Raw genomic sequence first — 23,658 nt, 5'->3', positions numbered from 1 at the left:
GTGCTCGCCCTCACGGTCGGCCTGGCCCTGTGCTCGGCCCTGGCGAACGCCGCCTCCTCGGTGCTGCAACGCCGGGCCGCCGCGGTCGACACCCCGGCGGAACCCGGCGGGGCCGGCGCGCTGCTGCGGGGGCTGCGGCGGCTGCTGCGGCGCCCGGACTGGCTGGCCGGTGTCGCCCTGCTGATGCTGTCCGCCGTCATGCAGGCATGGGCGCTGGCCGTGGGCAGTCTGTCGCTGGTGCAGCCGCTGCTCGCCACCGAGCTGCTGTTCACGCTGATCGTGGGCGGCCTCGTCTTCCGGCGCCGCCCGGACCGCCGCACCTGGCTGGCCTTCGTCGCGCTCGCCCTGGGACTGGCGGTCTTCCTGCTGTCGGCCGCGCCGCGCCCGGGCCGCGACGACGCCACGTCCCGGGCCTGGCTCATGGCGGGCGGGGTGGCCTGCGTCGTCGTCCTGCTGCTGGTGCTGGCCGCGCGCACGGTACGCGGGCCCGCCCGCGCCGCGCTGCTGGGCCTCGGCTCCGCCGTCTCCTTCGCGACCACCGCCGCGCTGCTCAAGGAGACCGTGGGACGGCTGGAGCTGGGGCCCGCCGTGATGTTCTCCCACTGGTCCCCGTACGCCACCGCCGCCGTCGGACTGGTCGCCTTCCTGCTGCTGCAGAGCGCGCTCGGCGCCGGGTCGCTGGCCGCCTCCCAGCCCGCGCTCACCCTCGGCGACGCCCTCACCAGCGTGGCGCTCGGCTGGGCCCTGTTCGAGGAGTCCGTGCAGCTGGGGCTGCGGATCATCCCGGAGATCATCGGCATCGCGCTGATCGGCGCGGGCAGCATCGGACTGGCCAACGCGCCCTCCGTGGGCCGGGGCTGGGACACGCCCGCCGAGGCGGACGGCGGTCAGGTCCGCACGCGCCATGAGTGAGCACCCGGCTCCGTGGCGGGCGGCCTCACCCTCCGCGCGCGCCCTGCGCACGGCCGCCGCCCTGCTGCCGCTCGGGCTCGCGGGTGCCCATATCGGCCCGGCCGCCACCTGGCTCCCCGCCGTACGACTGCCGCTGTTCCCCGGGCTCGCGGGCACCGGAGCGCCCCACCATGCCGCCCTGACCTTCGACGACGGCCCCGATCCCCTCGCCACACCCCGCTTCCTGGACGCCCTGGACGGGCTCGGCGTGCGCGCCACCTTCTTCGTGCTCGGCGAGCACGCGGTGCGCCATCCCGCGCTGGTCGCCGAGACCGCCCGGCGCGGGCACGAGATCGCGGTGCACGGCTGGCGCCACGACCGGCCCTGGCACCCCGCCCTCACCCGCGAACGGCAGGGCGTCGCCCGAACCGCCCGCGCCGTCCACGACCTGACCGGCCACCGCCCCCGCTGGTACCGGCCGCCGTACGGCATCCTCACCTCAGCCCGCTGGCTGGCCGCCCGGCGCGCCGGGCTGCGACCGGTCCTGTGGTCCGCCTGGGGCGAGGACTGGCGGGCGGACGCCACCGCGGAGTCGGTACGCGCCCTGGTGACCACGCAGCTGCGGGGCGGCGGCACGATCCTGCTGCACGACTCGGACCGGCAGTCCGCGCCCGGCTGCTGGCGCTTCGCCCTCGACGCGCTGCCGGGCATCGTCGGGGACTGCCGGGCGGCGGGACTGACGGTGGGTCCGCTGGGGGAGCACGGCATCGGCTGATCAGGAAGACCCGGGGCCGGGGCGTTCGGCGAGGTCCGCCACCGCCGCCATCGGGTCCGCCCGGAACAGGGCGCGGGTCTGTGCCGCCCTCGCCTGGGCGGAGGACGGGAGGCCGGCCAGGGCCTTCAGCAGACCGGGCGCGTGAGGGGCGAGGGCCGACAGCCCCAGGTCGGCCATCCGGCGGACGCCCTCCAGACCATGGCCCGGCAGCGGGCGGTAGCCGATGACCGGCAGCCCGGCCGCGAGGGCCTGGACGGCGGTCTGGCCGGCCGCGTTGTCCAGCAGGGCGTGCGCGGCGCCGAACAGCCCCGGCATGTCCGCGACCCAGTCGAGGGCGAGCACCCCGGGAACCCGGCCGACCCGCTCGTACAGCCGCCGGTTACGGCCGCACAGCACCACCGGCAGATATCCGGCACCGGCGAGCAGCGCGGCGGTGGCGTCCGGCCGGGACGCCGCTCCCCAGGCACCCGCGGACAGCAGCACCGGCGGCCGGCCGGGCGCGTGCCGGGCGAACCGCTCCCGCCAGCGCGCCGCTCCCGGGGCCGGTGCCGAGAACATCGGCGCCACGGCGGGACCGGTCGGCACGGCCGCCGTGCCGAGACTCCGGCGCACCTCCCGGGCCGCCGCCTCGGTCAGGCACAGATAGCGGTCGTTGCCCGGGTGCAGCCACTGCCGGTGCACGGCGAAGTCGACCAGGTAGACCGCGCTCGGCACCCGCAGCCGCCCCCGCGCCCGCAGATCCCCGGTCAGCTGGGCGGCCAGATGGAAGACGGACACCACCACATCGGCGTCCAGCCGGTCCACGAGCGCGAGCAGCCGCTCCCCGGCGAGCCGCGCGAGCGGCACCCCGCTCGGCCGGGCGCCGCCGCGGTCGCCGCGCAGGAACGCGTCGTAGACCCCCGCGTACACCCAGGGCGCGTGCCGGACCACCGCCCGGTACCAGCCGCACAGCCCCGCCCCGAGCCCGCGGGGCAGCAGCGTCAGCACGTCGACGACGTACGGCTCATGGCCGTACCCCCCGGCCCGCCGAGCGAGTTCGGCGGCGACCGTGTCATGACCGGCCCCCATGCTCGCGCTCAGGATCAGCGTCCGGCGCCGCCGGGGCACCTCGGCGGATGCGCACACGGGCCCGATTCTCCGGGGCCGGGGCGGTCGAACCGGACAACCCGGGCCCGTGTCGCACCGCGTGTCGCGGCGCCCCGGTGGACCCGACTGGCCGACTCCTCCGTGGCGGGACGCCCGGTCCGTGCCACAGTGAAGCCAGGCGCGCGTCCACGCCGGACCCGCACGCGCGCGGCGGTGAGCACGGGAGGTGCCGTGAGTCGGTTGCGGCGCGGCCTGCACCGCGCTTGGCGGTGGATCCGCGTCCAGGCCCTGTTCACGCACGGCCGGGAGCTGGAGCTGATGCACCGGGCCATGGGTTTCGCCACCCTGGCGCTGGTGACGTTGGCCCCGCTGCTGATCGTGGTGGCCGCCGCCGATCCGCTGGTCCAAGGCGGGTTCGCCTCCTGGCTGACCGACGGGATGGGGCTGTCCGGGCCCTCCGCGCGCGTGGTCACGGACGTCATCAGCCCCCCGCACAACGTCATCGGCACCACCAGCGCCTGGAGCGCCGTGCTGCTCGCCGTGTTCGGGGTGTCCTTCGGCGGCAGCGTGCAGAACGCCTACGAACGCATCTGGGGTCTGGCCGCCGGGCCCTGGCACCGGGTCTGGCGGCAGGCCACCTGGCTGATCGTGCTGACGGCCTACCTCTACCAGGAGGTGGCGACCAAGGCCGCGCTGCACGGCTCCCAGCGCATCCTGCTGTCCGGGCTCAGCGGGGTGCTGTTCTTCTGGTGGGGACAGCACTTCCTGCTCGGCGACCAGGTCCGCTGGCGGGAACTGCTGCCCGGCGCGCTGGCCACCATGGTCGGCCTCGCCGGGCTGCGTGCCTTCTCCTACCTCGTCTTCACCCCCCTGATCGTCACCAACGCCCTGAGCTACGGCGCGGTCGGCACCGTCCTCGTCCTGGAGTCCTGGCTGATCGGCGTCGGCTTCGTCCTCTACGGCGGCGCCCTGTTCGGCCGCTGGTTCTGCGAGCACCACTGGGTGATGCCGGTCCATCTGCGCCGGCACGAGGAGGCACACGATGACGGGGACGGAGACGTTGGGGACGGCGGGGAGCCGGAGCGGGACGAGAAGGGCTCCTAGCGAACCGTCCGGGCTTCCCCTAGCCTCCGTCGTCCGCGCGGTCCACGAGCCGCCGCCGGGCGATCGCGTCCCCGGGACCGGCCCGGCGGGCCAGTAGGCCGGCGACGTGGGCGCGGTGCGGGGCGTCCGCGTTGCCGCCGTACTTGAACTTGGCGGTCACCTTCTCCACCCGGACCCGCAGCCCCTGGATACCCGAGAGGCGCCGCCCGTGTTCGGCGGGGTCGACGAGGGAGGCGCCGCCGTCGCTCTCCTCGCGGGCGAGCTGGCGGCGCAGGATCTCCGCCTTGCCCTCGGCGTCGGTGACGATCCGCGCGGTGCCGACCAGCTGGGCGGCGGCGTAGTAGGTGGTCGGGACGCCCCGCGCCGGGTCCTCGTCGCCGATGGTCTTCCACGCGCCCGGGATGTAGGCCCAGTCACCGGCGACGGACATCATGACGACCGGGTTCTCCTCGATCGCGGCCCACACGGGGTTGGCACGGGCGAGATGCAGCAGGACCTCCGCCCCGTCCGCGCCGCGTTCCACGACGAACTGCGTCGGCACGACCACCGGCACGTCGCGCCCCCGCCCGGCCGCGACCAACTGCCCGAACCGGTGCGCCCGGGCCAGTTCGAGGCCCTCCTCGGCCGTCCCGGCGTCCCATGGCTGAACGAACAACGTCCCCTCCTGTGACGGTTCCAGGGTCGTGAGCCTACGCGGAGGCCGCGCCCGATTCGGGCGCGACCTCCGGTCCCGGGGCCTTCGGTTCGTCGTCCTCACCGTCGTCCGCGGCCGGCCGGGCGCGGTGTGCGGCGAGCCCGCGCCAGGCGGTCGCCGCGCTGGCCACGCTGAGGGCGGCGGCGGTCAGGAAGCTCCAGCGGGCGTCGCCGCCCGCGCCGGAGGCGATCGCGCCGAACAGCACGGCGCCCAGGGGGTTGGCGGCGAACGCGAACGTACGGGCGTTCGCGGTCACCCGGCCGAGCAACTGCGGCGGCACGACGCGCTGGCGCACGGCGCGGATGTGCACGGACGCGAACACCGACAGGCCCCCGTGCAGGAAGTTCGCGGCGGCCAGGAACAGCGGATCGCGGGCCGCCCCCATGGCCAGCAGGGTCCCGCCGAGGCCGATGACGGACACGGCGATCAGCGGACCGGCGTCGAAGCGCCGGGCCGCCGCGTTGGCGACGGAGGTGGCGCCGATGCCGCCGAGCCCGGCCGCCGCGAGGATGACACCGATCCAGGTGGGTGAGGCGTGCAGATCGTGGGTGGCGTAGAAGACGACCAGCGTCTCGGCGGCGATCACCAGGTTGATGACCACCTGGAGCGAGACCAGCCGCATGACGAGCGCGTGGCCGCGGATGTAGCGCAGCCCCTCGGCCATGTCCCGGCGGACCGAGGCACGCGCCCCGGGCTCGGCCGGGGCACCCGCGTCGAAGCGCATCGGGACGAGGGTGAGGGCGGAGAGCAGGAAGGTGACGGCGTTGAACCACATCGCGGAGGGCACGCCGAACGCGGCCACCCCGGTCCCGATGACGGCGGGCCCCAGCAGCAGACCGAGCTGATTGCTCATCTCCAAGCGGGCGTTGCCGGTCACCAGGTCCCGCGGGCGCAGACTGGTCTGGACGGCGACGGCCAGGGCGGTCTCGAAGAACACCCCGGCCGAGGACGCGGCGAAGGCCAGCAGCAGGACGAGCCCCGGGCCGAAGGGGGCGTGCACGGCGGCGGGCAGCGCGCCGAACACCGCGAAGCGCAGCAGGTCGCAGACCAGCATCACCCGTCGGGGGTTGCGCATACGGTCCACGATGGGCCCGGCGAGGAAGCCCACGAGCAGGTACGCGACGGTGCGGGGGGTCGCCGCGAGGGCGCCCAGGACCGGGCTGCCGGTGGCGTGGATCACCAGCAGGGGGACGGCGAGGGCCGCCGCGCCGTCCCCGATGACGGAGATCGTCTGACCGCCCCACAGCAGCCTGAAGGTGCCGCTGCGGACCGTACCCGTGCTCAACGCCACGTCTGTCGTCCTTTGCCTGCTCGCTCGTCGGCGGCTCGTCGGCCGTCGCCGGTGCCGCGCGTTCTCCGGGTCTCGCGGGGCATCCGCGTCCCGCGTGTCATACGAGGAAGTCGCCGGGCCACCCCTGCCACGGGTCGCGTCCGAAGCCCACCAGGGTGCCGAGCGCGCCGGCCGCGTCGCACGGCAGGGCGGTGTATCCGGCGACCTCCGCGGGTGGTTCGTCGAGGGAGTCGACGAGCCTGAGGACGGTCGAGGGGTGGGCCGCGGCGACGGCCTCCGCGGGCGTGGCCGCGGTGTCGTCGCGCCGCCGCCAGGGCGGGGCGCCCGCCGCTCCGGTGCGCCACACCCCGCCGAGGCGGGTGCAGCTGCCGGGGTGCTGATGGGCGCCGAGCGCGGCCGCCGCCGCGTCGAGCCGCTCGCCGCCGGGGCCGGCGAGCACCACGCAGCCGCCGGTGGCGCCCAGCACACTCGCGCGGGTGGCCGCCCGCACCTTCTCGGCGGTGGCGGGGTGTCCGGTGACCACCACCAGGTCGTCGGCGGTCAGCGCCGTGACCGCCTCGGCGGCGGGCACGGCTGCCGGGCGCAGCGAGTCCTCGGGCAGGCGCAGCAGCCGTGCCGTCCGGGACACCGCCGAGGCGATCGCGGCGCGCTGCCGGTCGTGGCCCGCGACCAGTACCGGGAAGCCGCACACCGCGAACGGCGCGGCCCGCCGCAGCAGATGGACCGTGTGCCCGTGGGCGGGCAGCAGGGCGAGCACCCGCCCGCGCCCGTGCCAGCCGGCCCGGGCGGCGGGTTCCCGGCCCGCGAGGGCGAGCGTCCGCCGGGCCGCCCAGCGCGCGGTGGCGGCCACCTCCCGGGCGAGCGCCCCCGGCCACACCGCGTGCGGGAGCCGGGGGTCGCGCAGGGCCGCGGTGTCGTCGCCGGGCACGCCCTCGGCCAACAGGTCGCGCAGCGCGGCGAAGGGTTCCCGCAGGGGCCGCCGCTCCAGCGGCAGCACGGCGCCCACGCCGAACAGGCCGTCCCCGGCCGCTCGTCGGGCCGTCTCAGGCATCGACGTGCCAGCCGGCGCGCTGGACGATCGCCGCCTCGCCGTGCCGGTAGTGCTGGAGGATCCCGTCCAGGAAGCTCCAGGTGAGCTGGGGGACGAGGGCGGCCGCGGCGACGGACTCGCGGTCGACGCGGTGCCGATCGGTGAGCAGGTCGAGCAGCACCCGGGTGTCGTCGCCGTGACCGAGCCGGGTGTCCTCGTCGTCGTGGCGCCGCATCGCCGCCACCATCGCCTCCGCACCGGGACACCGGTCGAACACCGTGCGATAGAAGCCGTCGTGGCGGGCGTGCACCCCGCCGTCCACGGCGCTGAGCGACAGCTGGAGGTAGGTCAGGGCGATGACGTATGCCTTCCAGTCGCGCTGGCCCAGTTCGCGCAGGGTGCCGACGAACGCGACCGTGGTCGGCAGCGGCCGCATCCGGTCGGTGGGCAGCCCGGCGTAGCGGTCCCCGCGCGCTCGTTCGATGCCGCGCAGGAACATCTTGCCGTGGTTGAACTCCTCGGTCAGGTGCTTGACCAGTTCGGCCCGGATCACGGGGTCGGGGCAGGCGGCGACCGCGGCGCCGCAGTGCTGCCAGATCCCGGCGACGTAGTGGTAGTTCTCGACCATCCAGCCGTGCACCAGCGGGAGGGTGGGCTCCTCGGTGAGGCGGCGCCACAGCCGGTGTCCGTCGATGGCCGTCATCCAGCCCTCGACCAGCTTCTCCAGGTCGGCCGCCCCGGTGCCGCCGTCCCAGTCGCGCGCGGTGCGGGCGGTCAGGTCGCGTGCGGCGGTGGCGGGGGTGGGTCCCGTACCCGGCGCGCCCGGTTCCCGGTCGGTGGCGCGCCCGGCGAAGGTGTAGGCGAGCGCGAGGGTCCGGCGGACGCCGGGGCGCGGGCTGCGCGGGCCGTGTGTCACGGAGTCGTAGATCTCGGCGGGCCACACCGGCAGTCCGTCGGCCTCGCCGCCGAGGGTGCGGACGGGACCGTCCAGGGCGAGGGCCGGGGCCGCCTCGACCACGGTCGCCGACAGGCCCTCGGTGAACGTCTCCAGCCAGCGCACGATCATCTCGGCGACCAGGCTCACCGCGTTGAGCCAGTCGGCGAGTTCGGCTGCGGGCACGACGCGGGCGGCTTCCAGGGCGTGCCGCCAGTTGGAGCCGTGGCCGAGGCCGAGGTCGGTCTGCACATGCTCGAAGATCGCGTCGACCGCCTCGCGGGAGAGGACTCCCTGGTCGACCAGCATGGTGTGCCACCCGGCGACCGACTCGCGGTCCCCCGCGGTGTATTCCAGCAGCCCGGAGCAGATCGCGGCGGCCAGCGGACCGTAGGCGGCGACCGTGCGCATGAGGTGGATCCACTCGACGGTCACCGGCCCGGGGCGGGCCTCGCGGACCAGGTCGCGGGGCAGCCCCAGCGCGGCGAGCCCGTTCTCGAAGTACGTGTCGTGGTCGGCCTCTTCGACCACATGGTGTGCCTGGAGGCGGATCAGGGGGCCGGGCCGCAGCGCGTCGGTGATGCCGCTGGCCATCCGGAACGGCGCCGCGGCCAGATAGTGGCGCGACTCCAGGAGGTAGGCGAGGACGGGCGCGGCGCCGTCGGTGCCGCGGGCCGCGCGGATGCGTCGCCACACGGGGTGGCCGTAGACGAACTCCAGGCTCGCCCGGTACTGGGCCTCGACCAGCTGTTCGGCCTCGGCGGCCGGGAGGCACCGGTCGGCGGGACCGAGCCCGAGCGGGCGCAGCAGGGTGGTCAGCAGCGCCGCGTGGCCGGCCGCGGCGAGCGGAAGCTCCACGGAATCCACGAGAATTACCGGTTCCGTTTTTTCTTCGCTATGGGAACGGGAAAGGTAGGGAACCGTCCTACGGAGCTTCGTCAATTCTCTCTCCCACGCCGGATGTCAGGTGTCCGCGCCGTCCTGACGTGCCGGTACCGCCCCCGTGGGGACGGCACCGGCACGCGCGGGAACGTTTACTCGACGACCGCGGCCCGCAGTTCCTGCGACGCCTCGGCGGCGCGCGCCTCGACGTCCGCGATCTCCTGGAGTTCCTCGATCGAGATTTCCTCGGCCATCGCATTCTCCTTCGTCAGTGCCGGCAGGTCGCCAACCTGAATACCGGCCGAATCAGGTTCCGGCAAGAAGGTGTCCTATGGATCAATGCGTTTCGGCCATTTGCCGCCGCACCAGTTCGTGCAGCCGTCCCGTCGTGTCCGCGAGCAGGTCGGCCGGGCTGCCCTGCTGGACCACGCGGCCGTCCTCCATGACGATCACCCGGTCCGCGTCCATGACCGTGGACAGGCGGTGGGCGATCACGACCCGGGTGGCGTTCAGCTTGCGGGTGCTCTCGATGACGACGCGCTGGGTGTCGTTGTCCAGCGCGCTGGTCGCCTCGTCGAAGAAGAGGACGCGGGGGCGGCGGATCAGCGCCTGGGCGATCATCAGCCGCTGGCGCTGCCCGCCGGAGACCGAGCCGCTGCCCGAGACGAGGGTGTGCAGGCCCATCGGCATGCGCTTGATGTCCTCCGCGAGCCCCGCCATCTCGGCCGCCGCCATCGCCTCCTCGGGGGTGTACGGCTCGGTGCCGCAGATGACGTCCAGGAGGGAGCCGGTGAAGGGCTGGGCGTGCTGGAGCACCACCCCGCACTGCCGGCGCACCGCCGACTGGTCGAGGGCGGCGAGGTCCTGGCCGTCGTACAGGACGCTGCCCGACAGGGGCCGGTCGAAGCCGATCAGCAGCCGCAGCAGCGTGGACTTGCCGCAGCCGCTGGGGCCGACGACCGCGACGAACTCGCCCGCGCGGACGGCGAAGCTGACGTCGTCCAGGACGAGCGGGCCGTCGTCGGAGTACCGGAAGGACAGCTTGCGGGTCTCCAGCGCCCCGGTGAGCGGACCGGGCCGGGTGCTCGCGGCGCGGACCTCGGGGGCGGCCCGGAGGACCGGCCGGATCTCCTCGAACAGCGGCAGCGCGGCCACCGCCGACACCAGCGAGCCGGTCAGCTGGGTGACGGAGGTCAGCACCATCGTCACCGAGGTGTTGAAGGTGAGGAAGTCCGCCGCCGACAGCGTGCCCCTCGCCGGGCCCGCCAGCAGCATGAACATCAGCAGCGAGCACACCGGCAGATAGACCGCGCCGAGCACCGCGGTGAGGTTCTTGATCCGCCCCGCCTTCTGCTGGAGCTCCCGGCTGCGCGCGAACTCCCTTGCCCACGCGGCGTAGGCGTAGTTCTCGGCGGCCGCGACCCGCAGCTTGGGCAGCCCGCGCAGGGTCTGGAACGCCTGGTTGTTGAGCTGGTTGCCGAGCACCACCAGGCGCCGCTGCCAGCGCACCTGCCACAGCCCGAGCCCCAGGAACACGGCCGCGATCACGACCAGCATCCCGATCGCCGCGAGCGCCATCGGCACGCTGTACCAGAACAGCAGACCGAGGTTCATCGCGCCGACCGTCACCGACTGGGCGACCACCGGGCCGACGCCCGCCAGCATCCGGCGCATCGCGCTGATCCCCATGGCGGCACTGGCCAGTTCGCCGGTGGAGCGCTCGGTGAAGAACCGGGTGGGCAGCCGCAGGAGCCGGTCCCAGACGGCCGGTTGCAGCGCCGCCTCGACGCGCCCCTCGAGGCGCAGGATCGACAGGTTCTCCAGCAGCGTGAACGCCGCCGACACCACCCCGCTCACCATCACCGCCAGGCACACCTGGACGATCAGGCCCTCTTCGGCCCTCGGCACGTACTCGCCGAGCACCTTGCCGGTCGCGATGGGCACCAGCGCGCCGATCGCCACCGTCACCAGTCCCGCCACCAGCAGCCCGAGCAGATCGCCGCGGGCACCGCCCAGCGTGAACCGGAGCAGCCCGAGGGGCGAGAGCGCCTTGTCGGGCAGCGGCCGGTAGAACATCACCGCGCGCGGCTCGAACTCCTCCGCGTTCGCCTTGTCGACGGGCGTCTCCCGGCCGCTGCCCGGGTGGACGGCCGCATAGCCGCCGCGCCGCCACAGCAGGGCGACCGGCGCCCCGGACAGCGCCCGCTGTCCCACCAGCGGCCCCACGTTCTCCCGCCACCAGCGCCCTTGGAGCCGTACGGCCCGGGTGCGCACCCGGGAGGCCAGCGCCACCCGCTCGACCGGATCGAGGCGCTCGCTCTCGGCGCCGCCCCGGGCCGGCTCGGCGAGCGTGATCCCGGCGGCCTCGGCGACCAGCACGCAGGCCGCGTACGTGGCATCGGCGTCGGCGGCCGTCGTACGACGCCCCGAGCGGCGGCCGATCGAGGCCAGCAGGGTGCGGTCCGCCTGGGCGCCCGCCGCCTCACCCGCCTTGATCCCGGCGGCCGTGCGGGTCTCATGGCTGCGCTCCAGCTGCTCGATCCAGCGGTCCAGCGCGGTCAGCAGCCGGTACTGCTGGTCGACCAGCGACTGCCACAGCGCCGGGTCCATCAGCAGATCGGCGGCGGCCTGTGCGCCGTACAGCGAGCCGTACTGGACGCTGCCCGGCGGCACCTGCATCCAGAACACGTCGTCGTCCGTGAGGACTTCGGGCCGCTCCTCGGCCAGCGGGGCCTGGAAGAGGACGGACAGGCCGCGGCCGACGCCCAGCGCGAGGGCGTACTCCAGCGGGCTGGACGCGGGCGGCACGTACTGCGGCCGCCCGTGCGCGTCGTAGGACCAGGTCTGGGTGCCCGCCTGCTGGTACAGCTCGCGCAGGTTCACCCGGTGCACCACGCAGTCCCGCACCGGGCGGGCCACCAGGGTGTGCTGGGGGCCGGTGACCGGTCCCAGCAGCAGCGCGCCCGCCTCCAGGCGGCCCAGGTGGTGCCAGTGGCCCTGCTGTCCGGCGTCCACCGCGAACAGGTCCAGCGCGCCGGCCGCCACCAGCCACAGCACCTCGGGGCCCTCCAGGTCGAGGCGGGTGAACCCGGCGCAGTCGACCCGGGTGCCGAGCGCGCCCAGCGCCCCGAGCACCAGGTCGCCCTCGTAGCCCTCCTGAACGCGCATCAACGCTCCCTGACCAGCGCCGCGTACGCGCCGCCGCGCGCCACCAGCTCCTCGTGCCGCCCGCGTTCGACCACCGTGCCGTGCTGGAGGACGACGATCTCGTCGCTGTCGCGGACCGTGCTCAGCCGGTGCGCGATCACCACACAGGCGCAGCCGCGCCGGCGCAGGTTGTCCATCACCACCAGCTCGGTCTGCGCGTCCAGCGCGCTGGTCACCTCGTCCAGGACCAGGATGCTGGGCCTGCGCACCAACGCCCGCGCGATCTCCAGGCGTTGGCGCTGCCCGCCGGAGAAGTTGCGGCCGTCCTGGTCGACCTTGCCGTGGATGCCGCCGGGCCGGCGCGCCACCACCTCGTACAGGGCCGCGTCCTTCAGCGCCTCGACCACCGCCTCGTCCGGGACGGACGGGTCCCACAGGGCGACGTTGTCGCGGACCGAGCCCTCGAAGAGGAACACCTCCTGGTCCACGAAGGAGACGGAGGCGGCGAGCGCGCCGCGCGGGATGTCCTCCAGGCGCCGGCCGTCGATCCGGATCACCCCGTCCCAGGGGGCGTACAGCCCCGAAATGAGCCTGGACACGGTGGACTTGCCGCTGCCCGAGCCGCCCACCAGGGCCACCTGCCGCCCCGGTCCCACGGTCAGGTCGAAGCCGGCCAGCAGCGGCTTGTCCAGCGGGCTGTAGCCGAACGTCACGTTCTCCAGCTCGACATGGCCGTGCAGCCGGCGCGTCTCGTCGCCGGGGCCGCCCCGCGCGTAGAGCGGATCGGCCTGGAAGTTCTCCACGTCCTTCAGCCGGGCCACGTCGGCGGCGAAGTCCTGGATGCGGCCCGCCACCCCGTTGAGCCGGGTCAGCGGCGCGGTGAAGCGGGTGACCAGCGCCTGGAAGGCCACCAGCAGCCCCACCGAGATATGCCCCTCGACGGCGCGCAGACCGCCGATCCACAGGATCAGCGCGCTGTTGAACGTGGCCAGCGTCGGGGCGACCACCCCGAGCCAGGCGCTCGGCACCCCGAGCCGCTGCTGCTCCTCCAGCGTGGCCGCGTGCTGCCCGGCCCACTTGCGGAAGTAGCCGTCCTCACCGCCGGTCGCCTTCATCGTCTCGATCAACTGGAGCCCGGTGTATGCCGTGTTGGTCAGCCGGGCGGTGTCCGCGCGCAGCTTGGCCGTGCGGGTCGCGCGCAGCCGTACGACCAGCCGCATGGCGGCGATGTTCAGCAGGGCCACGCCGATGCCGAGGAACGTCAGCTGGGGGTCGTAGGTGTAGAGCAGCACCGCGTACAGCACGACCACGATCGCGTCCACGCCGGCCGCCGCCAGGTCGCGGGCCAGCGTCTCCGCCACCTGGTCGTTGGACTGGAGGCGCTGCACCAGGTCGGCGGGGGAGCGCTGGGCGAAGAACGTCACCGGCAGCCGCAGCAGATGGCGCAGGAAGCGGGCGCTGCTCAGGGTGGAGGAGATGATCCGGCCGTGCAGCAGATTGGCCTGCTGGAGCCAGGTCAGCACCAGGGTGAGCAGCACGCAGGCGGCCATCGAGGTGAACAGCACGCCCAGCAGCGAGGTCTGCCCGCCGATCAGGAACATGTCGATATAGGTGCGGCTCAGCGCCGGTACGGCCGCGCCGACCGCGACCAGCAGCAGACTGGCCAGCACCGCGGCGGGCAGGGTGCCCGCGGTGCCGCGCAGCCGGGCCGGCAGCGCGCCGAGCACGCCCGGCCTGCGCCCGCCCCGGGTGAAGTCCTCGCCGGGCTCCAGCACCAGGACGACCCCGGTGAAGCTGCCGTCGAACTCCTCCAGGGGCACGAAACGGCGGCCCTTGGCGGGGTCGTTGATGTGGATGCCGCGCCGACCGAGACGGCGGCCCGTCCCGTCGTAGACGACGTAGTGGTTGAACTCCCAGAACAGGATGGCCGGGGCGCGCACCTCGGCGAGGGCGGCCAGGTCCATCTGCATGCCCCGGGCGGTCAGGCCGTAACCGCGCGCCGCCTTCAGCAGGTTGCTGGCGCGCGAGCCGTCCCGGGAGACCCCGCAGGCGATGCGCAGTTCCTCCAGCGGGACATGGCGGCCGTAGTGGCCGAGGACCATCGCGAGGGCGGCGGCGCCGCACTCGACGGCCTCCATCTGGAGCACGGTGGGCGTGCGGACGGTGCCGGCACGGGAGGCGGGGGCCGGACGCCGGGCGGGGGCGGCGCGTCTGCGGCCGCGGGTCTCCTGGGGGGCGGGCGTCACGGGAGCAGCCAATCGACGGGGTGCTGGTCGGCCAGCCGGATGGAGGCGGAGGCGAGGGTCATGGAGGCCGGCCGGAACGGCGGCCCGTCGGCGGTCGACCACCGGTAGCCGCTCCTGGTGGCGGACGAGCCGTCAAGGCGCACGGTCACGGCGACCGGGCGGCCGTCCTCGGTGAACTGGCGGCCGAGCTGGCTGTCGCCGAGGAACGCGGCGATCGACTGCGCGGACTGCGCGGCCCGGTCCACCGAGCGCACCTGACCGCGCAGCACGCCGTAGCGCTGCGCCGGTACGGAGGAGACGGTGAGGTCCACGGAGGCGTGCGCGGGGATGGCGGCGGCGCTCTCGGCGGGGACGTACACGGTCGCGTACAGCGGGTCGTCCGGGTGGGCGGTCTTCTCGACGGCGGCCACGTCGGTGCCGGTCTGCACGATCTGCCCGATGGTGGCGGCGAGCGTGGTGATCCGGCCCGCGGCGACCGTGCGCACCACCGAATCCCCTTGCGGGGTACGGACCTTGACCACGGGGGCGTTCGCGGGCAGCTGCCGGCCCTGCCGGGCGAGGACGGCCGTCACCTGACCCGCCACGGGGCTCTGGAGGACGTAACTGCCCTGCCCGTGGGTGAGGATGGCGCTCGCGCTCACCGTGGAGGCGACCGAACCGGTCACCGCCCAGACGGAGGCCGCGGCCATGACGGCGACGGTGACCCCGAGCGCGAGCCGGCCCTGCGGGCGGGCGAGCCGCACCGGGAGGTCCAGCTCCTGGGGCGACTGGAGCTTGGCGAGGGCCTGTTGGCGGAACTGCACGGAACTTCCCTCACCTGTGGGGGAGTCGCGGGTGTTTCGGGACGCCCGAGAGCCCCGGAGCCGGGGGACGGCTCCGGGACCGACGGGGAGGCAAGAGGCTCGGTCAGAGACCGGCGACCAGGCCGGTGACCGGGGCCACGTTCAGGCCGGTGACACCCTCGACCGTGCCGATGGCCGTGTTGGCCAGGTCGGAGACCGGGGCGATGCCGTTGACGGCGCCGGTCACGGTGTTGAGGGCGTTCACCTGGAGACCACCGGAGACGGCGTCCAGCTCGGCGTCGGCGATCTCAGCGGTCTGGACCTGGGGGGTGGAGTTCATGATGGAACTTCCCTTCATATGGATATTCGCAAGGGGGGAACGGACCTCTCCGGTCGACAGGCGATCGACAGGAGGAAGGGCCGCGGTGCGAAGGATCAAAGCACGCGGGCCGTCCGCGCTTCCACTCAATCAGGCCCCTCACCAGCGAACTTGATCCACGAGGGGGTGCAACCGTGCAGGCGCGGGCACGGCTTGTCGGCGACTTTTTCACATGCGGCACGGCATCGTCGCGGCCACGGGGTTGCCCCGGGCGGCGGGTCCGGCACGACGGCCGCCCGGAGCGGGCCGGGGGCGCCCGGATGTGCAGAAGCACTGACCGCGGTGGCTTGGTTGAGCATTCAATGTGCAGATTCGCTGAAGCGGGGATTCCGGTACGCATCGTGAACTGAACGTCATGGACCGATCGCTGAACGTGGCGCTTCGGGTGCGAGGGCTCTCATTCGGGCGTGGAGGGCTCTCAGTCGTCGCGCGCCCGCAGGAGCAGCAGCGCCACATCGTCCCTGCGCGCCCCCGCCGGCACGCTCTGCCGGACCAGTTCGTCCGCGAGCATCTCCAGCGGCAGCCCGCCCAGCTGAGCGAGCCGTGCGCCCAGTTCCGCCAGGGCGTCCTCGATGTCCACGCCGGGGGATTCCACCAGGCCGTCGGTATAGAGGACGAGGACCGAGCCGGGGGTGAGGGCGACCTCGGTCGTCGGGTACGCCGCCGACGGGTCGATGCCGAGCAGCGGGCCGCCGGCCAGGTCCAGCACCCGCACCTGCCCGTCGGGCCGCCGCAGCAGCGGCGGCGGATGCCCCGCGCGCGCCATCACGGCGAGCCCGGCCGCCGGGTCGAGGCGCAGATACAGACAGCTGGCGAACAGCTCCGCGCCCAGGTCGATCAGCAGCCGGTTGGTGCTGGCCATCACCTCGTGCGGGCCCTGCCCCACCGCGGTGTACGCCCGCACTCCGGTGCGCAGTTGCCCCATCAGGCCCGCCGCCGTCACGTTGTGCCCCTGCACGTCCCCGATCACCGCCGCCGTCAGGGGCCGGGCCGCGACCAGGTCGTAGAAGTCGCCGCCGATCTCCATGCCATGAGTGGCCGGCAGATACCGGGCCGCCGCCTCCACGCCCGGCAGCGACGCCAGCGAGTGCGGCAGCAGCGCCTGTTGCAGCCCGTGCGCCAGCTGGTGCTCGGCGTCGTAGAGCATCGCGCGCTCCAGGGCCTGCGCGATCAGCCCGCCGAGGGCGGTCAGTACGGCCCGCTCGTCGGCGGGGAAGAGCCGCGGCTCGGCGTACGCCAGCACACAGGTGCCGACCGGCCGCCCGGAGGCGATCAACGGCAGGTACGCCCAGGCCGAGAAGCCGTCCGGGCTCTCCTCCCGCTCCGGGTAGAGGCGCCCCATCTGCTCCCGGGACTCGAAGAACGCGGGCACCCCGCTGCTCAGCGCCCGCATGCCCGGGGTCCGCTCGGACAGCGGCAGCCCCTCGAACCGCTCCACCACCCGCGGATCGTCGTACCCCCGGTGCCCCAGCAGATGCAGCCGCCCGGCCTGCGGCGAGGCGATCGCCAGCGCCCGGCAGCCCACCGCGGGCGCCAGCTCCTCCCAGACCAGCCGCACCACGTCCCGCACCCCCACCGCCTCGGTCAGCGCGCCCGCCAGGTTCAGCACCTGGGAGATCGTCACCAGCCGGGACGGCCCCGCCTCCACCGGCGCGGCGGCCCGCACCACGTCGGCCATCGGGCGTGCCCGGACGATGCGCACGCTGAGCCCGGTCAGGCTCGGGTACAGCCGGAACGACAGCCAGTCGCCGGGCGGCCGCAGCGCCACGAACGAGGTCGGCTGCTGGCTCAGCAGCGCGGCCCGGTAGCGGTCCTCATAGGTCGGATCGTCCAGCCAGGGCACCGAGAGCCACGGCAGGGTGCCGAGCAGGTCGTCCGGGGACCTGCCGAGCAGACCGGCGGCGGCCGGGCTGACGTAGCCGATCCGCCCGTGCAGATCCAGCGACAGCAGTCCGTACGGCAGCCGGGCCACCATCCGCGTGGCCTCGACGGAGCCCAGTGTGCCCGCCACCTCGGGTCCGGGCGCCGCCAGCAGATCGTGCTCACGGCCCAGGGGCCTCCGTTCCCTCGCGGCGCGGGCGAGCCGCAGCGCCAGCCGCTTGCAGGCCGCGGTCAGCCGGACCCGCTCCTCGGTGGACAGCGCGGGGGGATGGCTCCCGGGCCAGGTCACGAACACCGCGCCGTACACCTCGTGCGCCGTCGCCAGCGGCAGCGCGGCCAGCGCGAACGGGTACGGCAGCACGACCGCGATGCGCGGATAGCGCCCCGCCATCTCCTCCTCGCCGCCCACCCAGACCAGGTGCCGCTTGCGCACCGCGTCCGCGACCGGCACCGACGCGCCGAGCCCCAGCCGCTCCCAGGGCGCCGCGAAGGCCCGGGGCAGGCCCGCGTGGACCGCCATCTCCAGGACCGGTTCGTCGGGCCTGAGCAGGTACACCGCCCCGGAGTGGGCGTGCACCTCCTCCATCATCGAGGCCAGGGCGAACGACAGCACCGGCTCGCCGGCCGGTGTCCCGGCGGCAGCCGCCCGAGAGGGCCCTGGCCCGTCGGACACGCCGACCACCTCCTCGTACGGCCGCGTGTCGCATCCCGGCTCAAGACTCCCCCGTGGCGGCGTCCGGCGCACGGCGAGCGGGCCGGAGGGCTTGGTTGCGGGTTGGACAGGCGCGCCGGCGGGACCACGCCTAGATTCGATGGGGTGGCACACACCTTCGAGGAACTGGTGCAGAAGCAGCGGGCGGCCGAGACGGCCCACACCACGGTCGAGGAGCTGCGGGAGGCGTACGGCCCGCCGGCCGAACAGGGCATGACCGGCGCCCAGTCGGGCACCTACGAGACCGCCCTGCGGGCCTGGCGCGACCTCGCCCGCGATGTGCAGACCGCGCTGAGCGAGTACGCGAAGGAGACGGGCCGCCCGCGCGCCGACATCGAGGCCGAGGTGGAACGCGCCGCCGCGGCGCAGGGGCAGCGGCCGCCGGCGCTCTGACGGGCGGCCGGGGAAAGACCCCCGTAAGAACCAGTATTCGTCTCTCCACCCCGGGTACCCGCCGTCCATGAACACTGCCATGTACGAAGCGGCCGCCGGCAGGCAGGTCTTCGGCTACGTCCTCATCCTGGTCGCCGGGGTCGTCCTGGTCGGCGGACTGATCTGGGCGTTCCGGCTGGGCTTCAAGGTGCGCGAGCGCGAGCCCGCACCGCCGCTCCCGGAGGAGCAGCCCAAGCTGCCGCCGACGGGCCCGGTCGGCGAGACCATCGAGATGCGCGAGCCCCGCGAGGTGCCGAAGGCCGCCGACGGGAGCGAGCGTCTCACCCCGCACCAGGTCGACAACATCCGCTCCCAGCGCGCCGACGACCAGCGGCGTCCGCGCTGGTCGCCCGGGTCCGGCGGGTCCTTCGGCGGCGGTGGTGGCGGCCGCACCTGAGCGGCTCCGGCGCGCGGCCGGTGTTTGCGGGCCGCGCGGAGTGGTTACCCGCACCGGACAGTCCAGACCAGGTCTGCGGGGTCGACACCACGCCGGTCCCGCCGGCCGCCGTACGCAGAGGGTGGATGACACGACGTGATCGCGCAGCCGATCGAGCAGCCGGACATACCGCAGGCCGAGACGGGGTGGGCGCAGGCGCACAGCCGGCGGGACCACCCGGATCTGCGGGTGCGCACCTGCGTGCCCGCCGTCCTGGACCGCACCGGGACCTGGCGGCCGGGCAACGGCCCCGAGGACACCATCGTGCGCGGCGAGGACTGAACCCTTCGCGGCGAGCACTGAGCACACGGCACCCCCGCGGCTGTGGAGAGCGCACCGGCCCGGCCCCTCGCGCAGGCGAGGAACCGGGCCGCCGCGCTGTCCGGACCCGGCCGGGCGCCGCCTGCTCCGGGGCTCAGCCGTGCGTCTTGGCCAGCAGCTCCAGGACTTCCGCCGCGGTGCCGGTCTCGCCCAGCCGCGGGAAGATCTTCTCGACGCTGTGCGCGTGCGTCGCGGCGTCCCGGTCGGCCATCGCGTCGGTGGCCAGGGTGACGTGGTAGCCCATGGCGTAGGCGTCCCGCGCGGTGGACTCGACGCCGATGCTGGTGGCGATGCCGGTCAGCACGATCTGGGTGACCCCGCGGCGGCGCAGCTGCACGTCCAGGTCGGTGCCGAACAGGGCGCTCCAGTTGTGCTTGGTGACCTGGATGTCGCCCGGGTGGCCGGTCAGTTCGTCGACGATGACGTCCCAGCCCTCCGAGAACGCCGCGCCGCCGCCCTGCTGCTCGGTGCGGCCGGGCATCACGTCGGCGAAGTCGGCGGCGAAGGAGACCCGGACCAGGACGACGGGCAGGTTCCGGGCGCGGAACGCCTCGGCCAGCTCCACCGAGCGGGACAGCACGTCGGCGCCCGGGTGCGGCTGGCAGGGGGAGCCCACGATGCCGCGCTGGAGGTCGATCACGACGAGGGCGGTACGGGGGTCGAGCGTGGTGAGCGACATGAGTCGGTCGGCCTTTCGAGGGGGTTGTTTCAGGGGTCGTTCAGGGTTTTTCAGGGGGCGTGCGCAGGCGTGCGTGCGTCCGGTGGCTGCGCGTCCTTCCGGTGGCTACGGCCGCGACAGCCGCTGCATCAGCTCCAGCGCCGTCAGGATCGTCTGCCGCTCCGCGTCGCTGTACCGGTCCTGGAAGGCGCGCGCCAGCCACTCCTCGCGCACCTGCCGGTTGCCCTCGACGCGGGCCCGGCCGGCGTCGGTCAGGGTGACCAGCTGGCGGCGGCCGTCGTCCGGGTCGGGGGCGCGGCGGATCAGGGCGTGCTGCTCCAGCCCGGCCAGCGTGGTGGCCATGGACTGCGGGCGCACCCCCTCGGCGGCCGCCAGCGCGCTCGCGGTGGCCGCGCCGTGCTTGCCGACCAGGGTCAGCGCCGACTCCTGCGACGGAGTCAGGTCCGCGTCCTGGGCGACCTCGCGGATACGGCGCCGCAGCCGGCTGAACGCCACCCGCAGATCGCGCGCCGCCCGGACCGCCGCGTCGGAGATGTCTTCCATGCCGTCACCCTAGGTCCGTCAGGCAAGACTGTCCAGCTGGAACTGTTCAGCTTTACCTGAACAATTGGCCGGCTTTGCCCGAAGGACTCCCGGGCACGCGCCGGACGGCGCCCGCCTAAGCTGAAGCCGTGCGACTCCTGCTCATGTCCGACACGCATCTGCCCCGGCGCGCCAAGCGGCTCCCCGAGCTGCTGCTGGACGAACTCCCGCGCGCGGACGTCGTGTTCCACGCCGGGGACTGGGTGGACACCGCCACGCTCGATCTGCTGGAGAGCCGCAGCCGCCGGCTGATCGGGGTCTACGGCAACAACGACGGACCCGGGCTGCGCGCCCGGCTGCCCGAGGTGGCGTACGCCGAACTCGGCGGCCTGCGCTTCGGGGCGGTGCACGAGACCGGGGCCGCGCCCGGCCGCGAGGCCCGTTGCGCCGCGCGCTTCCCCGACCTCGACGTGCTGGTGTTCGGGCACAGCCACATCCCCTGGGACAGCACCGCCCCCGGCGGGCTCCGGCTGCTCAACCCCGGGTCGCCGACCGACCGCCGCCGCCAGCCGTACTGCACCTATATGACGGCCGAGATCAAGGACGGGGCGCTTGCCGAGATCACCCTGTGCAGGCTGCCCCCGCGGTAGTACGGCGTGCGATCATCGCCGGATGATCTCCGGCGCAGGCATACCCGACGTCGTACCCGCGGGCCGCATGGCCGACGGCGGGCAGCCCGTGCTCGGCCTCGCGCAGGGCGTGGAGCTGCGGCCCTGGAGCCCGGACGACGCCGACGCGCTGCTGACCGCCGCGCGGGATCCGGCGATCTCGCGGTGGAACCTGTTCACCGTGGCCGACCACGCCGACGCCCGGCGCCGGATCGAGCGGATGCGGGAGCGGTGGCGGGACGAGACCGGCGCCGTCTGGGCCATCGCCAGGTCGGGCGGCCCCGCGATCGGACTGATCGGGCTCAACGACATCGACCTCGCGGGCGGTGCCGCGGAACTCGTCTACTGGCTGCTGCCCGGGGCCCGCGGCGCCGGCCTCGCCGTCGGCGCGACCCGGCGCCTCGCCCGCTGGTCCCTCGACGACCTGGGCCTGCACCGCCTGCGGCTGTGCCACTCCACCGCCAACCCCGCCTCCTGCCGGGTCGCCGAGAAGGCCGGGTTCGCCTTCGAGGGCACGATGCGCGACGCCCTGCTGCACGCCGACGGCTGGCACGACCAGCATCTGCACGCCCGGGTGGCGGGCGACCCGGAGTAGGACCGGACGACCGCTCCGCGCCCGGCCCGGCTCCCTCACCGGCACCCCGGCATCAGGGGACCGGGAACCCACGCCCGCCCCCGGCCCGCGCACCGCACCGCCCTCCGCACCCCGACCGGTCCCCGCCCCGCGCACCACCGCCGCGAGCCGTTCCAGCGCCGCCAGGCTGTGCCCCTCCACGAACGCGTCCACGCTCGGCAGCGCCGCCGCCATCCCCGCGGCCGTGGGCGCGTAACCCGGCCGCGCCTTACGGGGGTTGGCCCAGACCACCCGGTGCGCCAGCATGTGCAGCCGGCGCATCTGGGCGCCGAGCAGCGCGGGATCGTCGCGCTCCCAGCCGTCGGAGAGCAGCACGACGACCGCGCCGCGCGCCATGCCCCGCTGCCCCCAGCGGTTCAGGAACGCGCGCAGCAGCTCGCCCAGCCGGGTGCCGCCCCGCCAGTCGGGCACCGCCGCCGCGACCGCCGCCATCGCCAGGTCCGGGTCGCGAGGGGACAGTTCACGCGTCACCCGGGTCAGGCGCGTGCCGATCGTGAAGACCTCCGTACGGCCGTCCCGCGCGGCCGCGTGGGCGAAGCGCAGCAGCGCGTCCGCGTACGGCGCCATCGAGCCGCTCACGTCCACCAGCAGCACCACCCGGCGCGGCCGCTCGACGCGCGCGTGCCGGCGCAGCCGGGCCGGTTCGCCGCCGCGCCGCAGCAGTTCGCGCACGGTACGGCGCGGGTCCACCGCCCCACGCCGCGCGGGCCGCCGCCGCGCGGCACGCCGGGTCTCGCCGCGCAACGCGAACGCGGCCAGCAACCGGTGGAGTCGGGCGCGCTCGGCGGCGTCGAGCGCGGCGATGTCCCGATGCCGCAGCACCTCCGTGGCGCTGGCGAGCGCCGCCGTGGGCGGCCCCAGCGGATCGCGTTCGCCGGGGCCCCGGCTGCCGCCCGCCGCGTCCCGCGCGCGCAGCCGGGGCCGGGGCGGGGGAGGGGTGCGAACGGTCGGCAGGGCGGCAGGGCCGTCGGTGGTGCCGAAGTAGGCGGCGAACACCCGCTCGTAGCGCTCCAGATCGTCCGGTCCGCCGCACAGCGTCGCCCGCCCCGCCGCGTACACATCCGCCCGCATCCCGGGCCGCAGCACGGACACCGCCCGCAGGAAGGCGTACATCCGCTCGGCGCTCGCGTCGACCCCCGCCGCGCGCAACGCCCGTACGAATCCCAGCAGTACGGCATCCGCCCCGGCGGGCCCCCGAGCCGGCGCCCCGGCCGACCGCGACTCCTTCCGCCCGCCGACGGCCATGGCGCTCACCCTCCCCGCGCCGCCAGCACCGCGGCCAGGTCGAGCCCCCGGGCCCGGTCCGTGTCCTCCCGGTACTTCAGGACCGAACCCAGCGTGGCGACGGCGAGTTCCGCGTCCACCTCCGTGGCGCCCAGCGCGTCCAGCGCCTCGGCCCAGTCGATGGTCTCCGCGACCCCCGGGGCTTCACCAGGTCCGCCCCGCGCAACGCCTGCACGAGCGCCGTGACCTGCTCGGCCAGCCGCGCCGACACCTCGGGCAACCGGCGGCGCACGATGGCCAGTTCACGGGCGAAGCCGGGATGGTCGAACCAGTGGTAGAGGCACCGCCGCTTGAGCGCGTCGTGCACCTCCCGGGTCCGGTTGGAGGTGAGGACGACCACCGGCGGCACCTCGGCCCGCAGCGTGCCCAGTTCCGGGATCGTCACCGCGTACTCGGACAGCAGCTCCAGCAGGAACGCCTCGAACTCGTCGTCGGCCCGGTCGATCTCGTCCACCAGCAGCACCGACGGCTGTGTCCGGAGGGCCTGGAGCAGCGGCCGGGCGACCAGGAACCGCCGGTCGTACAGCTCGCTCTCCAGCTGGTCCGCGTCCTTGACCCCGGCCGCCTCCGCCGCTCGCAACCGCAGCAGCTGACGCGGGAAGTCCCAGTCGTACAGGGCCTGCGAGGCGTCGATGCCCTCATGGCACTGCAACCGGATCAGCGGCGCGTGCAGCGCCTCGGCGAGGGCGGCGGCGAGTGCGGTCTTGCCGACGCCCGCGTCGCCCTCGCAGAACAGCGGCCGGTGCAGCCGCAGCGCCAGGTAGCAGGTGACGGCCAGTCCCTCGTCCACGAGGTACCCGGTCTCCGCCAGGCGGGCCCGCACCTGTTCCGGGTCGTCCATCCGGCTG

General features: G+C 74.7%; 20 protein-coding genes and 2 pseudogenes. 8 read left to right on the top strand and 14 right to left on the bottom strand.

Going from position 1 to position 23,658, the window contains the following annotated elements; all coding sequences use genetic code 11:
• Both GHR20_RS02110 and GHR20_RS02105 read left to right on the top strand, forming a co-directional pair.
• Positions 1-912, top strand: a complete 912-nt coding sequence (locus GHR20_RS02110; protein ID WP_111581712.1) for a DMT family transporter — start codon at positions 1-3, stop codon at positions 910-912.
• Positions 905-1,666 carry a polysaccharide deacetylase family protein gene (locus tag GHR20_RS02105; RefSeq protein ID WP_153811987.1) on the top strand — a complete coding sequence of 254 codons (762 nt, stop codon included), beginning with the start codon at positions 905-907 and terminating at the stop codon, positions 1,664-1,666. Before GHR20_RS02110 ends, GHR20_RS02105 begins: the two co-directional genes overlap by 8 nt.
• On the opposite strand, the gene GHR20_RS02100 is transcribed toward GHR20_RS02105, so the two are convergent.
• On the bottom strand, positions 1,667-2,734 hold the full coding sequence (locus tag GHR20_RS02100) for a galactosyldiacylglycerol synthase (protein ID WP_153815792.1): 1,068 nt from the start codon (positions 2,732-2,734) through the stop codon (positions 1,667-1,669).
• A 258-nt stretch (positions 2,735-2,992) separates the two neighbouring features.
• Here GHR20_RS02100 and GHR20_RS02095 point away from each other — a divergent pair, with 258 nt between their 5' ends.
• On the top strand, positions 2,993-3,856 hold the full coding sequence (locus tag GHR20_RS02095; protein ID WP_243878277.1) for a ribonuclease BN: 864 nt from the start codon (positions 2,993-2,995) through the stop codon (positions 3,854-3,856).
• Positions 3,857-3,875: 19 nt separating this feature from the next.
• Here the strand turns inward: GHR20_RS02095 and GHR20_RS02090 are convergent, their stop codons facing one another.
• The 9 genes from GHR20_RS02090 to GHR20_RS02055 all read right to left on the bottom strand — a co-directional run bounded on the left by GHR20_RS02090 (position 3,876) and on the right by GHR20_RS02055 (position 17,795).
• Positions 3,876-4,511 carry an FMN-binding negative transcriptional regulator gene (locus tag GHR20_RS02090; RefSeq protein ID WP_148024745.1) on the bottom strand — a complete coding sequence of 212 codons (636 nt, stop codon included), beginning with the start codon at positions 4,509-4,511 and terminating at the stop codon, positions 3,876-3,878.
• Between the two features lie 34 nt (positions 4,512-4,545).
• Positions 4,546-5,841, bottom strand: a complete 1,296-nt coding sequence (locus GHR20_RS02085) for an MFS transporter (protein ID WP_194858777.1) — start codon at positions 5,839-5,841, stop codon at positions 4,546-4,548.
• Between the two features lie 97 nt (positions 5,842-5,938).
• A complete protein-coding gene (locus tag GHR20_RS36655; RefSeq protein ID WP_194858776.1) occupies positions 5,939-6,892 on the bottom strand; it encodes a hypothetical protein in 954 nt (317 codons plus the stop codon).
• The gene (locus GHR20_RS02080; RefSeq protein WP_153811985.1) at positions 6,885-8,663 is read right to left on the bottom strand and encodes a hypothetical protein; all 1,779 of its coding nucleotides are present in this window, start codon (positions 8,661-8,663) and stop codon (positions 6,885-6,887) included. The genes GHR20_RS36655 and GHR20_RS02080 overlap by 8 nt, the downstream gene beginning before the upstream one ends.
• Before the next feature lie 360 nt (positions 8,664-9,023).
• The gene (locus GHR20_RS02075) at positions 9,024-11,855 is read right to left on the bottom strand and encodes an NHLP bacteriocin export ABC transporter permease/ATPase subunit (RefSeq protein ID WP_194858775.1); all 2,832 of its coding nucleotides are present in this window, start codon (positions 11,853-11,855) and stop codon (positions 9,024-9,026) included.
• Positions 11,855-14,080 (bottom strand): NHLP family bacteriocin export ABC transporter peptidase/permease/ATPase subunit, encoded by a 2,226-nt coding sequence (locus tag GHR20_RS02070; RefSeq protein ID WP_153811983.1) that lies wholly within the window; start codon positions 14,078-14,080, stop codon positions 11,855-11,857. Before GHR20_RS02070 ends, GHR20_RS02075 begins: the two co-directional genes overlap by 1 nt.
• Positions 14,077-14,883 carry an HlyD family efflux transporter periplasmic adaptor subunit gene (locus tag GHR20_RS02065; protein ID WP_153811982.1) on the bottom strand — a complete coding sequence of 269 codons (807 nt, stop codon included), beginning with the start codon at positions 14,881-14,883 and terminating at the stop codon, positions 14,077-14,079. The genes GHR20_RS02070 and GHR20_RS02065 overlap by 4 nt, the downstream gene beginning before the upstream one ends.
• A gap of 103 nt (positions 14,884-14,986) precedes the next feature.
• Positions 14,987-15,202 (bottom strand): hypothetical protein, encoded by a 216-nt coding sequence (locus GHR20_RS02060; protein ID WP_037652534.1) that lies wholly within the window; start codon positions 15,200-15,202, stop codon positions 14,987-14,989.
• A gap of 457 nt (positions 15,203-15,659) precedes the next feature.
• A complete protein-coding gene (locus GHR20_RS02055; RefSeq protein WP_153811981.1) occupies positions 15,660-17,795 on the bottom strand; it encodes a SpoIIE family protein phosphatase in 2,136 nt (711 codons plus the stop codon).
• Positions 17,796-17,939: 144 nt separating this feature from the next.
• On the opposite strand from GHR20_RS02055, the gene GHR20_RS02050 reads away from it, so the two are divergent.
• From GHR20_RS02050 to GHR20_RS02040, 3 genes are all read left to right on the top strand, one after another.
• The gene (locus tag GHR20_RS02050; RefSeq protein ID WP_153811980.1) at positions 17,940-18,227 is read left to right on the top strand and encodes a hypothetical protein; all 288 of its coding nucleotides are present in this window, start codon (positions 17,940-17,942) and stop codon (positions 18,225-18,227) included.
• 67 nt (positions 18,228-18,294) lie between these two features.
• Positions 18,295-18,663: a DUF6479 family protein gene (locus GHR20_RS02045; protein ID WP_237520391.1), complete on the top strand. Its 369-nt coding sequence runs from the start codon at positions 18,295-18,297 to the stop codon at positions 18,661-18,663.
• Positions 18,664-18,798: 135 nt separating this feature from the next.
• Positions 18,799-18,984: a hypothetical protein gene (locus GHR20_RS02040; RefSeq protein ID WP_111581704.1), complete on the top strand. Its 186-nt coding sequence runs from the start codon at positions 18,799-18,801 to the stop codon at positions 18,982-18,984.
• Positions 18,985-19,117: 133 nt separating this feature from the next.
• Here GHR20_RS02040 and GHR20_RS02035 read toward each other — a convergent pair whose 3' ends face one another.
• Together GHR20_RS02035 and GHR20_RS02030 are read right to left on the bottom strand one after the other, a co-directional pair.
• Positions 19,118-19,702, bottom strand: a complete 585-nt coding sequence (locus tag GHR20_RS02035) for an isochorismatase family protein (RefSeq protein ID WP_153811979.1) — start codon at positions 19,700-19,702, stop codon at positions 19,118-19,120.
• Positions 19,703-19,807: 105 nt separating this feature from the next.
• Positions 19,808-20,245 carry a MarR family transcriptional regulator gene (locus tag GHR20_RS02030; RefSeq protein ID WP_153811978.1) on the bottom strand — a complete coding sequence of 146 codons (438 nt, stop codon included), beginning with the start codon at positions 20,243-20,245 and terminating at the stop codon, positions 19,808-19,810.
• A gap of 128 nt (positions 20,246-20,373) precedes the next feature.
• Here GHR20_RS02030 and GHR20_RS02025 point away from each other — a divergent pair, with 128 nt between their 5' ends.
• Together GHR20_RS02025 and GHR20_RS02020 are read left to right on the top strand one after the other, a co-directional pair.
• A complete protein-coding gene (locus GHR20_RS02025; protein WP_153811977.1) occupies positions 20,374-20,874 on the top strand; it encodes a metallophosphoesterase in 501 nt (166 codons plus the stop codon).
• 22 nt (positions 20,875-20,896) lie between these two features.
• A complete protein-coding gene (locus tag GHR20_RS02020; RefSeq protein ID WP_153815791.1) occupies positions 20,897-21,487 on the top strand; it encodes a GNAT family N-acetyltransferase in 591 nt (196 codons plus the stop codon).
• Positions 21,488-21,610: 123 nt separating this feature from the next.
• On the opposite strand, the pseudogene GHR20_RS02015 reads toward GHR20_RS02020, so the two are convergent.
• Both GHR20_RS02015 and GHR20_RS02010 read right to left on the bottom strand, forming a co-directional pair.
• Positions 21,611-22,696 (bottom strand): annotated as a pseudogene (locus GHR20_RS02015) (VWA domain-containing protein); the annotation flags it as partial.
• Positions 22,697-22,776: 80 nt separating this feature from the next.
• Positions 22,777-23,651, bottom strand: a pseudogene (locus GHR20_RS02010) (MoxR family ATPase).
• Positions 23,652-23,658 lie beyond the last annotated feature (7 nt).

Source organism: Streptomyces sp. SUK 48 (assembly GCF_009650765.1).
GTDB lineage: Bacteria > Actinomycetota > Actinomycetes > Streptomycetales > Streptomycetaceae > Streptomyces.
This window is presented reverse-complemented; position numbering and strand designations above follow the sequence as displayed.

Bases quoted from the DNA above. Each gene is read 5' to 3' on its own strand.
- GHR20_RS02020 (WP_153815791.1), top strand. From the start codon at position 20,897: ATGATCTCCGGCGCAGGCATACCCGACGTCGTACCCGCGGGCCGCATG.
- GHR20_RS02060 (WP_037652534.1), bottom strand. From the start codon at position 15,202: ATGAACTCCACCCCCCAGGTCCAGACCGCTGAGATCGCCGACGCCGAG.
- GHR20_RS36655 (WP_194858776.1), bottom strand. From the start codon at position 6,892: ATGCCTGAGACGGCCCGACGAGCGGCCGGGGACGGCCTGTTCGGCGTG.
- GHR20_RS02100 (WP_153815792.1), bottom strand. From the start codon at position 2,734: ATGGGGGCCGGTCATGACACGGTCGCCGCCGAACTCGCTCGGCGGGCC.
- GHR20_RS02105 (WP_153811987.1), top strand. From the start codon at position 905: ATGAGTGAGCACCCGGCTCCGTGGCGGGCGGCCTCACCCTCCGCGCGC.
- GHR20_RS02045 (WP_237520391.1), top strand. From the start codon at position 18,295: ATGAACACTGCCATGTACGAAGCGGCCGCCGGCAGGCAGGTCTTCGGC.
- GHR20_RS02035 (WP_153811979.1), bottom strand. From the start codon at position 19,702: ATGTCGCTCACCACGCTCGACCCCCGTACCGCCCTCGTCGTGATCGAC.
- GHR20_RS02030 (WP_153811978.1), bottom strand. From the start codon at position 20,245: ATGGAAGACATCTCCGACGCGGCGGTCCGGGCGGCGCGCGATCTGCGG.
- GHR20_RS02075 (WP_194858775.1), bottom strand. From the start codon at position 11,855: ATGCGCGTTCAGGAGGGCTACGAGGGCGACCTGGTGCTCGGGGCGCTG.